The sequence below is a fragment of the Serratia proteamaculans genome, assembly GCF_008830365.1.
In the GTDB taxonomy this organism is placed as follows: Bacteria; Pseudomonadota; Gammaproteobacteria; order Enterobacterales; family Enterobacteriaceae; genus Serratia; species Serratia proteamaculans.
Genome location: NZ_WBKI01000003.1, coordinates 1 through 12970 on the forward strand (window position 1 = coordinate 1; position 12970 = coordinate 12970).

Annotated in this window: 12 protein-coding genes, 1 rRNA gene and 1 other annotated feature; of the genes, 6 read left to right on the forward strand and 7 right to left on the reverse strand. The window is 52.1% G+C overall.

Annotated elements, in window-relative coordinates:
* From F8R23_RS13465 to rluD, 4 genes are all read right to left on the reverse strand, one after another.
* Nucleotides 1–475 (reverse strand): 16S ribosomal RNA (locus tag F8R23_RS13465); the annotation flags it as partial.
* Nucleotides 476–1055: 580 nt separating this feature from the next.
* Nucleotides 1056–3629, reverse strand: a complete 2574-nt coding sequence (clpB, locus tag F8R23_RS13470) for an ATP-dependent chaperone ClpB (RefSeq protein ID WP_085120345.1) — start codon at nt 3627–3629, stop codon at nt 1056–1058.
* A 131-nt stretch (nt 3630–3760) separates the two neighbouring features.
* Nucleotides 3761–4492 carry a purine nucleoside phosphorylase YfiH gene (yfiH, locus tag F8R23_RS13475; protein ID WP_112348062.1) on the reverse strand — a complete coding sequence of 244 codons (732 nt, stop codon included), beginning with the start codon at nt 4490–4492 and terminating at the stop codon, nt 3761–3763.
* Nucleotides 4492–5469 (reverse strand): 23S rRNA pseudouridine(1911/1915/1917) synthase RluD, encoded by a 978-nt coding sequence (rluD, locus tag F8R23_RS13480; protein ID WP_099062829.1) that lies wholly within the window; start codon nt 5467–5469, stop codon nt 4492–4494. The genes yfiH and rluD overlap by 1 nt, the downstream gene beginning before the upstream one ends.
* Before the next feature lie 131 nt (nt 5470–5600).
* Here rluD and bamD point away from each other — a divergent pair, with 131 nt between their 5' ends.
* The 4 genes from bamD (at nt 5601) to pheA (ending at nt 8436) form a co-directional block, all read left to right on the forward strand.
* Nucleotides 5601–6332, forward strand: a complete 732-nt coding sequence (gene bamD, locus F8R23_RS13490; RefSeq protein ID WP_129934313.1) for an outer membrane protein assembly factor BamD — start codon at nt 5601–5603, stop codon at nt 6330–6332.
* A gap of 312 nt (nt 6333–6644) precedes the next feature.
* Nucleotides 6645–6986 (forward strand): ribosome-associated translation inhibitor RaiA, encoded by a 342-nt coding sequence (raiA, locus tag F8R23_RS13495; protein ID WP_012005327.1) that lies wholly within the window; start codon nt 6645–6647, stop codon nt 6984–6986.
* 123 nt (nt 6987–7109) lie between these two features.
* Nucleotides 7110–7236: a sequence feature (Phe leader region), on the forward strand.
* Nucleotides 7111–7158, forward strand: a complete 48-nt coding sequence (locus F8R23_RS24215) for a hypothetical protein (protein ID WP_197724615.1) — start codon at nt 7111–7113, stop codon at nt 7156–7158. It overlaps the preceding feature by 48 nt.
* Nucleotides 7237–7278: 42 nt before the next feature.
* Nucleotides 7279–8436 carry a bifunctional chorismate mutase/prephenate dehydratase gene (gene pheA / locus F8R23_RS13500; protein ID WP_129934312.1) on the forward strand — a complete coding sequence of 386 codons (1158 nt, stop codon included), beginning with the start codon at nt 7279–7281 and terminating at the stop codon, nt 8434–8436.
* Nucleotides 8437–8477: 41 nt separating this feature from the next.
* Here pheA and tyrA read toward each other — a convergent pair whose 3' ends face one another.
* Nucleotides 8478–9599, reverse strand: a complete 1122-nt coding sequence (gene tyrA / locus F8R23_RS13505; protein WP_099062826.1) for a bifunctional chorismate mutase/prephenate dehydrogenase — start codon at nt 9597–9599, stop codon at nt 8478–8480.
* Nucleotides 9600–9605: 6 nt separating this feature from the next.
* Nucleotides 9606–10679 carry a 3-deoxy-7-phosphoheptulonate synthase gene (locus tag F8R23_RS13510; RefSeq protein WP_099062825.1) on the reverse strand — a complete coding sequence of 358 codons (1074 nt, stop codon included), beginning with the start codon at nt 10677–10679 and terminating at the stop codon, nt 9606–9608.
* A 583-nt stretch (nt 10680–11262) separates the two neighbouring features.
* Between F8R23_RS13510 and F8R23_RS13515 the strand changes: the two genes are divergently transcribed.
* On the forward strand, nt 11263–12027 hold the full coding sequence (locus F8R23_RS13515) for a DUF481 domain-containing protein (RefSeq protein WP_146751348.1): 765 nt from the start codon (nt 11263–11265) through the stop codon (nt 12025–12027).
* Between the two features lie 247 nt (nt 12028–12274).
* Nucleotides 12275–12493: an ogr/Delta-like zinc finger family protein gene (locus tag F8R23_RS13520; RefSeq protein WP_112348060.1), complete on the forward strand. Its 219-nt coding sequence runs from the start codon at nt 12275–12277 to the stop codon at nt 12491–12493.
* A gap of 108 nt (nt 12494–12601) precedes the next feature.
* Here the strand turns inward: F8R23_RS13520 and rplS are convergent, their stop codons facing one another.
* On the reverse strand, nt 12602–12958 hold the full coding sequence (gene rplS, locus F8R23_RS13525) for a 50S ribosomal protein L19 (RefSeq protein ID WP_012005300.1): 357 nt from the start codon (nt 12956–12958) through the stop codon (nt 12602–12604).
* Nucleotides 12959–12970: the final 12 nt, after the last annotated feature.

The following is a 12970-nucleotide window of genomic DNA, read 5'->3' on the forward strand; positions in this document are numbered from 1 at the left end:
ACAGTGCTATTAACACTGAACCCTTCCTCCTCGCTGAAAGTGCTTTACAACCCGAAGGCCTTCTTCACACACGCGGCATGGCTGCATCAGGCTTGCGCCCATTGTGCAATATTCCCCACTGCTGCCTCCCGTAGGAGTCTGGACCGTGTCTCAGTTCCAGTGTGGCTGGTCATCCTCTCAGACCAGCTAGGGATCGTCGCCTAGGTGAGCCATTACCCCACCTACTAGCTAATCCCATCTGGGCACATCTGATGGCGTGAGGCCCGAAGGTCCCCCACTTTGGTCCGAAGACGTTATGCGGTATTAGCTACCGTTTCCAGTAGTTATCCCCCTCCATCAGGCAGTTTCCCAGACATTACTCACCCGTCCGCCGCTCGTCACCCAGAGAGCAAGCTCTCCTGTGCTACCGCTCGACTTGCATGTGTTAGGCCTGCCGCCAGCGTTCAATCTGAGCCATGATCAAACTCTTCAATTAAAAGCTTGATTTGCTTCAACTCGTGAAGCGATGCTCGAAAATTAACTTTCGTAATAATCAGACCGTTGACGAATCAACTGACTGACTTATTGCTTGGTCACTCTTCAAGACTTGATATTTTTTCGAACCCGAAGGTTCTGGATATCGTCTTGTGGAGTGCCCACACAGATTGTCTGATAAATTGTTAAAGAGCGTTCGTTACTGAGATAACTCTCGGTAACGCGGGAGGTGCATATTACGCTTTCCCGCTGAAGAGTCAAGCTTTTTTCTTATTAAGAAACGGTGTTTTCACCGGCTTGCTTCTTCCTGGCTGGGCGACTTGGTTCTCGTTAGAGGAGTCGTTGTTCCCGGTCAGTGGAGGCGCATTATAGGGAGTTCTCAGAAGGCCGCAACCCCTAAATGCAAAAAACTTTCCAAGCGTTCAAATAACCACCAAAAAAGCCATTTTAGGATATTTATTAGCCAGAAAAGTGGGGTTTTAAGGTCGTTGCCTCGGAAAATCCTATAAACCCAATGAAAACAGATAAAGAAAAGGGAGCGGTTTCCCGCTCCCTTTTATCGTAATGACTATAGATAGTCGTTACTGTCTGGCGACGATATGCTCGTTTTCTACATCCAGCGTCACCGGTTTGCCCGGAATCAGCTTGCCGGAAAGGATTTGCTGCGCCAATGGGTTTTCGATCTCCTGCTGGATAGCGCGTTTCAACGGACGCGCACCATACACAGGGTCGAAACCGGTTTTGCCCAGCAGCTCCAACGCCGGTTCGGTCATAGTGACTTCGTAACCGCGTTCTTCCAGACGTTTGTACAGACGCGCCAACTGAATCTTGGCGATCTCGGCAATGTGTTTCTGGCCGAGTGGGTGGAACACCACCACCTCATCTATACGGTTGATGAATTCCGGACGGAAATGATGTGTGACCATTTCCATCACCGATTCCTTCATCTGCGCGTAGTTCATCTGACCAAAGTGTTCCTGGATCAGGTCCGACCCCAGGTTAGAAGTCATAATCACCACGGTATTACGGAAATCAACGGTGCGGCCCTGACCATCGGTCAGACGCCCGTCATCCAATACCTGCAGCAGGATGTTGAACACATCCGGGTGCGCTTTCTCTACTTCATCCAGCAGGATCACCGAATAAGGTCGACGACGCACTGCCTCGGTCAGATAACCGCCCTCTTCATACCCGACATAGCCCGGAGGCGCACCCACCAGCCGCGATACCGAATGCTTCTCCATAAACTCGGACATGTCGATACGCACCATGGCGTCGTCACTGTCAAACAGGAACGAAGCCAATGCCTTACAGAGTTCGGTTTTACCCACCCCGGTCGGACCGAGGAACAGGAATGAACCGATAGGTCGGTTTGGATCTGAAAGACCGGCACGGCTACGACGAATCGCGTTAGATACCGCACTCACTGCTTCATCCTGACCAATAACCCGAGAATGCAGCTCCTGCTCCAGACGCAACAGTTTGTCACGCTCGCCTTCCAGCATTCTCGCAACAGGAATACCGGTGGCGCGCGCCAGCACTTCGGCGATTTCTGCGTCAGTCACCCGGTTACGCAACAGCTTCATGGTTTTGCCTTCGGCCAGCGTGGCGGCGGCAAGCTGTTTTTCCAGCTCTGGGATCTTGCCGTACTGCAGTTCCGACATCCGCCCCAGATCGCCGACGCGACGCGCCTGCTCCAGGGTGATCTTGGCCTGCTCAAGATCCGCTTTAATATTCTGCGTGCCGGAGAGTGAAGCCTTTTCCGCTTTCCACTCTTCTTCCAGCTCTGAATATTCACGTTCTTTCTGCTCGAGCTCGCCGCTAAGCATTTCCAGTCGTTTCTTGCTGGCATCGTCCGACTCTTTACTCAGCGCCTGCTGCTCCAGCTTGAGCTGAATAATGCGGCGCTCCAGACGATCGAGCGATTCCGGCTTCGAGTCCATCTGCATACGGATGCTGGACGCTGCCTCATCGATCAGGTCAATAGCCTTATCCGGCAATTGACGATCGGAGATGTAACGGTGTGACAACGTCGCCGCCGCAACAATCGCCGGGTCAGTGATCTGCACATGGTGATGCAATTCATAACGTTCTTTCAGGCCGCGCAGAATTGCGATGGTGTCTTCAACGCTGGGTTCAGCCACATAGACTTTCTGGAAACGACGTTCGAGCGCCGCATCCTTCTCTATATACTGGCGGTATTCGTCCAGCGTAGTGGCACCGACACAGTGCAGTTCCCCACGTGCCAGCGCCGGTTTCAACATATTACCGGCGTCCATCGCGCCATCGGCTTTACCCGCGCCGACCATAGTGTGCAATTCATCAATAAACAGAATGACGCTGCCTTCCTGTTTAGACAAATCACTCAGCACCGCTTTCAGACGCTCTTCGAACTCACCGCGGTACTTGGCACCGGCGATAAGCGCCCCCATGTCGAGGGACAGCACGCGTTTATGCTTCAGGCCTTCCGGTACTTCACCATTAATGATGCGCTGCGCCAAACCTTCGACGATGGCGGTTTTACCCACGCCAGGCTCACCGATTAACACCGGGTTGTTTTTGGTACGGCGTTGCAACACCTGAATGGTACGACGGATCTCTTCGTCACGGCCGATAACCGGGTCAAGTTTGCCCTGCTCGGCACGTTCGGTCAGATCAATAGTGTATTTCTTCAATGCCTGACGTTGGTCTTCAGCACCCTGATCTTCCACGCTGTCTCCACCTCGCATTTGCTCAATCGCCTTGCTGATTTTATCGGTAGTCGCACCGGCCGCTTTCAACAGATCGGTCAATGTTCCGCGATCTTCAAGCACCGCCAACACAAAGAGTTCGGAAGAAATGAATTTGTCCGCCCGCTTTTGCGCCAGCTTGTCGCACAGGTTAAGGACACGCACCAGTTCATGGGACGGTTGAACGTCGCCACCGGTGCCTTCGACTTGAGGCTGACGAGACAGTGCCTGTTCGATTTCAGTGCGCACGCGCCCTGCATCGATACCGGCAGAAGTTAAGAGTGGACGAACCGTGCCCCCTTCCTGATTGAGCAAGGCGCTCATCAGATGTAACGGTTCAATAAATTGGTTGTCGCGCCCAAGGGCTAAAGATTGGGCATCGGCGAGGGCAAGCTGGAATTTGTTAGTAAGACGATCCAGACGCATAACACCTCCAAGATTGGGTCGAAATTGCTACTGGAGATTAAATGAGGTCATCCCTCAAAAATTCAAGGTTATTTCGACTGTATATTTTCGGTACTACATCATGCGTCTTTGGACCGTCCTAATTCAATAGGTTATATCAGCCAGATTAAACTTGCCAGACGTCCGGTTATTCCATCGCGACGATAGGAGAAAAAATGACTGATTTCGCTCACCGTACAGCGATCGCCACCGTAGATACTGTGAATGCCTGCACGTTGCAAACGTTGGCGAGCTAATAAATAGATATCGGCCAGGAATTTATCTCCCTGGGGGGTAAAAGCCGCTGCTGCGACGGCGTCTACAGCAATAAATGCCGCACGGACCTCAGGCCCGACTTCAAACTGCTGCGGGCCAATCGCCGGCCCCAGCCAGGCGCTGATGCTACCTGGCTGGGCGGCAAAAGCGGCCAGAGTCTGTTCCAGCACGCCATTGCACAACCCACGCCAACCGGCATGAGCTGCGGCAACTTCATCACCGGCCTGCGAGTAAAACAGCACCGGCAGGCAATCTGCCGTCATCACGGCACACACCTGCCCCGGCACATTGCTGTAAACCGCATCCGCTTGCAGATCGGTTGGCGTTTGCCCATCCAGTCGCACTACGCGGGTACCATGTACCTGTTCCAGCCAAACTGGCATCTGAGGTAAGCTGGCCCCCGCCACCAGCCGTTGGCGATTATCTGCCACTGCCCGCTCTTCATCACCCACATGGGTTCCGAGGTTGAGCGAGTCATACGGCGGCAAGCTAACGCCGCCATGACGAGTGGTGCTGCAGGCTTTTACCCCCGCAGGCAACGGCCAATCGGGCAGGATGAGCGGATCCATTACCAGTTCATCTGATCTTTGAATTCTTCGGTATCAGCTTTCAGCGCGTTAATCAGATCGACCATATCCTGTGGCAGCGGCGCATGCCACTCCATCTGTATACCGCTGATTGGATGATATAAACGCAGCATGGTGGCGTGCAGTGCCTGGCGATCGAAACCGCGCAGCGCAGCAATAAATGCATCCGACGCACCTTTTGGTGGACGTGGACGGCCACCGTACAGTTGGTCACCCACCAAAGGATGGTTGATATGTGACATATGCACGCGGATCTGGTGAGTACGGCCGGTTTCCAAGCGCAGACGCAGACGAGTATGCGCGCGGAAGTGCTCCATAATACGGTAATGGGTCACCGCCGGTTTGCCCATCGGGTGCACTGCCATATGGGTGCGTTTGGTCGAATGACGCGAAATCGGCTCTTCGACGGTGCCACCGGCGGTCATGGTACCAATAGCAACCGCTTCATATTCACGGGTGATATCACGCGCCTGCAGCGCTTCGACCAGCCGGGTTTGCGCCGGAACGGTTTTTGCCACGACCATCAGGCCGGTAGTGTCCTTGTCCAGACGGTGCACAATGCCGGCACGCGGCACATCGGCAATTTCAGGATAGTAGTGCAGTAACGCATTGAGCACCGTGCCATCCGGGTTACCGGCACCAGGGTGCACGACCAGGTCACGTGGCTTGTTGATGACCAGAATGTCACTGTCTTCGTAGACGATATTCAGCGCGATGTCCTGCGGTTCCCAACGGGCGTCTTCTTCTATCTGTGCATCAATGGCGACCGTCTCTCCCCCCAGTACCTTCTCTTTCGGTTTGTTTATCGTTTTGCCATTAACCTGTACCCGATTGTCCAGGATCCAATCTTTTATGCGAGATCGTGAATAATCAGGGAACAATTCGGCCAAAGCCTGATCTAAACGTTGTCCGAGTTGAGATTCGGCCACCGTTGCGGTGAGTTGTACTTGTTGTGCCATATGCAGCTTCTTCGTTAACGTTGGGTTTTCACGGCGATGCCGTTTAATATAATGTGCTATTGTAACTGGTCTTTGTCGGGAGCTTAACGGACAGTCTCCCGGAATAACACCCTGAGGATAATCAAAACGTCATGACGCGTATGAAATATCTGGTGGCGGCAGCCACGTTGAGCCTGGCGCTGGCAGGTTGCTCCACATCCAAGGATGCGGTTCCCGACAACCCACCTTCGGAAATCTATGCTACTGCCCAGCAAAAACTGCAGGACGGTAACTTTAAGGGCGCGATTACGCAACTCGAAGCGTTAGATAACCGCTATCCTTTCGGGCCGTACTCCCAGCAGGTTCAGTTAGACCTGATTTATGCCTACTACAAATCTGCCGATTTACCGCTGGCTCAGGCGTCTATCGATCGTTTCATGCGTCTGAACCCTACGCACCCGAACATCGACTACGTGATGTACATGCGTGGTCTGACCGATATGGCGTTGGATGACAGTGCATTGCAAGGCTTCTTCGGGGTCGATCGTTCAGACCGCGATCCACAGCATGCTCGCGCTGCGTTTCGCGATTTCAGCCAGCTGATTCAGCAGTACCCGAACAGCCAGTATGTGACCGATGCCAACAAGCGTCTGGTGTATCTGAAAGACCGCCTGGCCAAGTATGAGCTTTCGGTGGTGGAATACTACACTAAACGCGGTGCCTACGTCGCGGTCGTTAATCGTGCCGAACAGATGCTACGTGAATATCCAGATACTCAAGCGACGCGCGACGCGCTGCCGCTGATGGAAAATGCATATAAGCAGTTGCAACTGGACGGTCAGGCCGACAAAGTGGCCAAAGTGATTACCGCCAACCCGGCGTAACCGAATTGGCAAGGGTAGAAAAACAAAACGGCAGCTTCGGCTGCCGTTTTCATTTGCTGCGAACTTAGCCAAGGCTGGATAAATACACAAGCAAAAACACGATGTTAGCAAGACTGCGCCACCGCTTATCCTTTCAATCATGCGCGTTCCGCTCACAAGACTCAAGCGTTAGATAGCCAATTCAAATGCTGAATCACAGATTGAACTAACTTTGCAAAAAGTGACAAAAATACGTGATTTTCATCACGCATTTAAGCAAGAAGCGAGGTATGCTGGATCCATCCAAGACGGAAAGACAGAGAGGTAAGTTATATGACATTGAACATTACCAGCAAACAAATGGATATCACTCCCGCAATCCGCAGTCACGTCGAAGACCGTCTCACCAAACTGGAAAAATGGCAGGCTCAACTGATTAACCCACATATCGTCTTATCCAAAGAGCCGAAAGGGTTTGTTGCCGATGCCACCATTACTACCCCTAACGGCCCGCTGGTCGCCAGCGCAAAACATGAAGACATGTACACCGCCGTTAACGATCTGATCGCCAAGCTGGAGCGCCAATTGAATAAGGTTCAGCACAAAGGCGAAGCACGCCGTGCCGCTACCAGCGTGAAAGACATCATTCCAGAAGTCGAGCCGGAACAGGAATAACCGTTTAGCGGCTGTTTCGCATCAAACGCGCCTGAGGGCGCGTTTTTTGTCTGGTTTTTTTTATTGACGAGATAAAGGCCTGCGGTTACTTTAAAACCTGTCTCATGCATACTCTGGATAACCCATGTTCCGTAAACCGTTTTTCTTCGCATTCTTTTTTACCTTCCCCTAATTGGGAGGCGTTTCGTCGTGTGATAAAGAATGCGAAGACGAACAGCAAAGCCTCCTGAAACCAGGGGGCTTTTTTTATGGCTATTTTACAACGTATAAAAATACAAGGCAGAAGCTGATTATGACTGACAACCCGTTACTCGTGCTGCGCAAACGCATCAGCGCACTGGATCTGAAACTGCTGGCCTTGCTGGCAGAACGCCGTGAGCTGGCGGTAGAAGTAGGAAAGACCAAGCTGCACTCTCACCGGCCAATCCGTGATAAAGAGCGCGAGCGCGACCTGCTGGACGCCCTGATCGCCGCCGCCAAACCCTACGACCTGGACGGTTTTTACGTTACCCGCCTGTTCCAGCTGATTATCGAAGACTCGGTATTAACCCAGCAGTCGCTACTGCAGAACCAGCTCAATCAAGTTAGCCAGCATTCCGCCCGCATCGCCTTCCTTGGCCCCAAGGGGTCCTATTCACATTTGGCCGCACGCCAATATGCCGCTCGCCACTTCGATCAGTTGGTCGAATGCGGTTGCCAGAAATTCCAAGACATCTTCACCCAGGTCGAAACCGGCCAGGCGGATTACGCCATCCTGCCGATCGAGAATACCAGCTCCGGTTCGATTAACGACGTTTACGACCTGCTGCAACACACCAGCCTGTCGATCGTCGGCGAGTTGACCAACCCTATCGATCACTGTGTCTTGGTCGCCAGTGAGACCGATCTCGCCCAGATTGAAACCGTATATAGCCACCCGCAGCCGTTCCAGCAATGCAGTCAGTTCATTAACCGTTATCCACACTGGAAAATCGAATACTGTGAAAGCACGGCCGCCGCGATGGAAAAAGTGGCCAAATTGAACTCGCCAAAAGCTGCAGCGCTAGGCAGCGAAGCCGGTGGAGCCCTCTATGGGCTGCAGGTGCTGGAGCATAATCTGGCCAATCAGCAGCAGAATATCACCCGTTTCATCGTACTGACGCGCAAGGCTATTGAAGTGTCCGAACAGGTTCCGGCTAAAACCACGTTGATTATGGCGACCGGCCAGCAATCAGGTGCGTTGGTTGAAGCCCTGTTGGTGCTACGCGAAAACGGTATCATCATGACCAAACTGGAATCTCGCCCGATTAACGGCAATCCGTGGGAAGAAATGTTTTATATCGATGTGCAGGCAAACCTACGTTCTGAATCAATGCAGAAAGCATTGAGAGATCTGACGCCAATCACCCGCTCGCTGAAAGTACTGGGTTGCTACCCAAGCGACAACGTAGTGCCGGTCAATCCATCCTGAATGAGATAAAAAAGGGTTCGGCATTGCCGAACCCGGAGACTTTATTGCCGACTGTCGTTCGCCTGGCGCAGTAGCGAACGGCTTTCGACCAGGAAGCGCTGCGCATAGTCGCCAAACCAATGCTCGACCTTCTGGAAGCTCTGAATAAACGCTTGTTTATCGCCCTGCTCCAGCAGCTTTATTGCCTCGCCAAACCGCTGGTAGTAGCGTTTGATTAATGCAATGTTCTCTTCCGACGACATGATGATATCGGCGTACAACTGCGGATCCTGAGCAAACAGCCTCCCAACCATTGCCAGCTCCAGCCGGTAGATTGGCGAGGAGAGTGCCAGCAACTGTTCCAACTGTACGTTTTCTTCCGCCAGATGCAGACCGTAGGCAAAGGTCGCAAAATGGCGTAATGCCTGAATGAACGCCATGTTCTGGTCGTGTTCAACCGCGCTGATACAGTGCAAACGAGCGCCCCATACCTGCAATTGCTCCAGCAACCATTGGTAAGCTTCCGGTTGGCGACCATCACAGTAGACCACTACCTGCTTGGCCACGCTGCCTACGTCCGGACCAAACATCGGATGCAGCCCTACCACAGGCCCGGGATGTGCTGCCAGCATGGCATTCAGTGGGCGATTTTTTACCGAAGCCAGATCGACCAGGATACAATCTGCCGGCAGTGGCGGTAACCGCTCAATTACCTGTTCTGTCACGTGAATCGGCACGCTGACAATCACCATGCCGGCGTCGGCCAATAAGGTGTCGGCCTGCGGCCAATCTTGCTGATCCAATACCTTGACCTGGTAGCCGGACAGCGTCAGCAGCCGGTTAAACAACCGCCCCATTTGACCGTTACCGCCGATAATGACAATCGGACGCAGCTGTGGGTGCAGGGTTTTAAAGCCTTTGTCGTTCTCGCTGACATAAGACTCACGCATGACCCGGCGTAGTACATCCTCGATCAGGTCAGGTGGCACACCAAGCTTCTCGGCTTCTTGACGCCGTGAGGCTAACATCGCCGCCTCACGCTCAGGAACATACACCGGCAAACCATGGTGGCTTTTAACCTCACCCACTTCCGCCACCAGCTGCAAGCGTTTTGCCAGCAGCCCCAGCAGAGCCTTATCCACTTCGTCAATTTGATCGCGCAACGCGGTCAGTTCAGCCACCATAACTTACTACTCTCCAGTACGTGCCGTCAGCGCAGTGCCGAGTTCCTGGTGCATATGGCGCAGCAGCGTCTCTGTACTTTCCCAGTTAATGCAGGCGTCAGTAACAGAAACCCCGTAGCGCATATCTGCACGAGGTTGTTCAGAAGACTGACTGCCTTCGTGCAGGTGGCTTTCCAGCATGATGCCGGTGATCGAACGGTTACCCGCTTTAATCTGCTCTACCACGGACTCGGCAACCGCCGGCTGGCGGCGATAATCTTTGTTCGAGTTGCCATGGCTGCAATCTATCATCAAGGACGGGTGGAGTCCCGCTTCCTGCATCTGTTTTTCGCAAGCAGCAACGTCTTCGGCGCTGTAGTTCGGCGTTTTACCGCCGCGCAGGATCACGTGCCCATCCGGGTTACCCTGCGTTTGCAGCAGGCACACTTGCCCAGCCTGGTTGATGCCAACAAAGCGGTGTGGCATCGCCGCAGCACGCATGGCATTGATTGCCGTACCCAGGCTACCGTCAGTACCATTTTTGAAGCCCACCGGCATCGACAACCCTGAAGCCATCTCACGGTGAGTTTGTGATTCCGTGGTGCGCGCGCCAATCGCTGACCAGCTGAACAGATCGCCCAGGTATTGCGGACTGTTCGGATCCAGAGCTTCGGTGGCCAACGGCAGGCCCATGCCCACCAGATCCAGCAGCAGGCGACGCGCGATGTGCAAACCGGCTTCAACATCAAACGAACCATCCATGTACGGATCGTTAATCAGGCCTTTCCAGCCGACCGTGGTTCGTGGTTTTTCAAAATAGACACGCATAACGATATACAGCTGATCGCTCAATTCAGCCGACAGGGTTTTCAAATGACGGGCGTAATCCAGTGCGGCGTCCGGATCATGAATAGAACAAGGTCCGCACACCACCAGCAGGCGATGATCGCGCCCCTGTAAAATATCGGCGATGGTTTTGCGCGCGGTAGCGATTTCATTTTCATCGCTGCCGCTGAGCGGGAACTGGTTCTTCAGTTCTTCCGGAGTGATCAGAATTTGTTCTGCACTGATATGAACGTTATTGAGCGCGTCTTTTTGCATGATGCTGTTCCTGTCGTTTGCCGTTATGCGTAAGCGTTAATACAACCTTGAGCGTTTCAGGTCCTTACCATACCATGCGATGTAAAGTTTTCAATCCGATATCTGTAAATAAAAAATTACCATTCGATAAAGACCAGAAAAAACAGTTTGAACGGAGACAAACAAAACAACTTAACAACATGATTTATAACTATAAAAATCAACTTACAATTAAACGTATCGTTTAACTTTTTTGATCTTGATTGATTCACACCACCATCACCAACTGTAAACATATCTGTACGATTGTTTTATTTAGCCGTGCACCAGACTAGGGTACGCCTCTCCGTTGAACCTGGATTATCTGGCATGCATCTTTGTCGACTGTTGCCATCAAACGACAACCGCAACCAAAGTCCAGCCAAACGCTAAGGACACTCAGCATGATATGCCGCAGGAAGGGGGTAATTAAGTAGAAGAAAAGTGAATAAGTGATGATGAGAAATTAAAAACTTAAGCTAATCGTAGCTATTTTGGTCGCCATGACGAATCGATATAATGTGACTGACATCACTTATAATCACTCTTAACAACTGGATCCAAAATGCTCTCTTTACGCGCTCGCCGCGCTATTCCGCTGTTCATTAGCTGCTTAACGACTTTCACCAGTGTTTCAGCCCTTGCCGACAATACACTTTTCACTGCGATGGACGATCCGGCCACCGCTAAAAAGCCGTTTGAAGGCAACGTCCAGGCAGGTTACAACTCGCAGTCTGGCAACTCACAAAGCTCGACCCTGCTGGCCAACACCAGCATGACCTGGTTCAACAGCGATGCCGCCTACAGCCTGTGGGGAGCCGCCAACAACACCACGTCCTCCAACGTGCGCTCATCTGAAAAGTATCAGGCCGGTGGACGTACCCGTTATAACCTGTCCGATCGCAACTACCTGTTCGGTCAGGCAAGCTGGCTGAGCGACCGCTTCAACGGTTATGACTCTCGCTCCACGCTGACCGGCGGTTATGGTCGCCAAATCCTCAACGGGCCACTCAGCGATCTGCGGGTCGAATTTGGTCCAGGTGTGCGTCACGATGAGTATCATGGCGGTGGCCGCTCAACCAAAGCACTGGCTTACGGTGCAGCCAACTATTCGTACCAGCTGACCGATAATACCAAGTTCTCCGAAGGCGTTTCCGCACTGGCGAACGAAGAAACCACGCTGAACTCCGAAACTGCGCTGAGCGTTGCGATAAACGACAGGTTCGCCCTGCGTCTGGCTTACACCGTGACTTACAACAGTAAACCGCCGGCGTCAGCGCCGAAGAACACCGACACCACTACTTCAATCAGTTTGGTGTACGGCCTGTAATCCTTCCGTCCCAATACTTATGACGCCGCTAAGCCCATCATCGATGGGCTTTTTTTATTTCCAAAAACAAAATTTAGACATTTTGCTAAAAACATCAGTCTCACTATTGACGACTTTAGCAAATAGCTTAATACTGTATGCATACACAGTACTTATTAAACAACTATAGAGCATGAGTAATTTCAATTTTTTATTCTGAGCTCTATAGCTAACCCATTTTTACTTAATTTATTGCAAGGGGGTTTCTATGATGCACTGTCCACTCTGCGGTAGCGTGGCCCATACTCGCTCCAGTCGTTACTTGAGTGAAGCGACCAAAGAGCGCTATCACCAATGCCAGAACATTAACTGTAGCTGCACCTTCGCCACGCATGAGTCCGTCGCGCGAGTGATTGTGAAGCCTGGTGATATCATTCCGGCTCAGCCGCATCCGGAAAAAAACAAGCCACGTGCTGCAGCGCTGTAAAACGAAGAACCTGCAATCGCAGGTTCTTTGTTTGGGGATCCATAGGCATAAAAAAAGGGGTCGGCATATTGCCAACCCCTTCATAGTTATTAACTTTTGGATGCAGCGTTAGCCGACGCGGTTCAGACGCTCTTTGATACGAGCAGACTTACCAGTACGCTCACGCAGATAGTACAGTTTGGCTTTACGAACGGCACCACGACGTTTAACAGCAATGCTGTCAATTACTGGTGAGTGAGTCTGGAATACACGCTCAACACCTTCGCCGTTGGAAATCTTACGAACAGTGAATGCAGAGTGCAGACCGCGGTTACGGATAGCGATAACCACGCCCTCGAATGCCTGCAGACGTTTTTTGCTACCTTCAACGACCCATACCTTCACTTCCACGGAATCACCCGGACGGAATGCAGGTACGTCTTGCTTCATCTGCTCTTGTTCAATTTGCTTAATAATGTTGCTCATAATATGTCTCTT

Excerpts from the sequence above, each read along its gene's own strand:
- yfiH (WP_112348062.1), bottom strand. The coding sequence starts at position 4,492 with ATGGATCCGCTCATCCTGCCCGATTGGCCGTTGCCTGCGGGGGTAAAA.
- raiA (WP_012005327.1), top strand. The coding sequence starts at position 6,645 with ATGACATTGAACATTACCAGCAAACAAATGGATATCACTCCCGCAATC.
- bamD (WP_129934313.1), top strand. The coding sequence starts at position 5,601 with ATGACGCGTATGAAATATCTGGTGGCGGCAGCCACGTTGAGCCTGGCG.
- clpB (WP_085120345.1), bottom strand. The coding sequence starts at position 3,629 with ATGCGTCTGGATCGTCTTACTAACAAATTCCAGCTTGCCCTCGCCGAT.
- F8R23_RS13520 (WP_112348060.1), top strand. The coding sequence starts at position 12,275 with ATGATGCACTGTCCACTCTGCGGTAGCGTGGCCCATACTCGCTCCAGT.
- rluD (WP_099062829.1), bottom strand. The coding sequence starts at position 5,469 with ATGGCACAACAAGTACAACTCACCGCAACGGTGGCCGAATCTCAACTC.
- rplS (WP_012005300.1), bottom strand. The coding sequence starts at position 12,958 with ATGAGCAACATTATTAAGCAAATTGAACAAGAGCAGATGAAGCAAGAC.
- pheA (WP_129934312.1), top strand. The coding sequence starts at position 7,279 with ATGACTGACAACCCGTTACTCGTGCTGCGCAAACGCATCAGCGCACTG.
- F8R23_RS13515 (WP_146751348.1), top strand. The coding sequence starts at position 11,263 with ATGCTCTCTTTACGCGCTCGCCGCGCTATTCCGCTGTTCATTAGCTGC.
- tyrA (WP_099062826.1), bottom strand. The coding sequence starts at position 9,599 with ATGGTGGCTGAACTGACCGCGTTGCGCGATCAAATTGACGAAGTGGAT.
- F8R23_RS13510 (WP_099062825.1), bottom strand. The coding sequence starts at position 10,679 with ATGCAAAAAGACGCGCTCAATAACGTTCATATCAGTGCAGAACAAATT.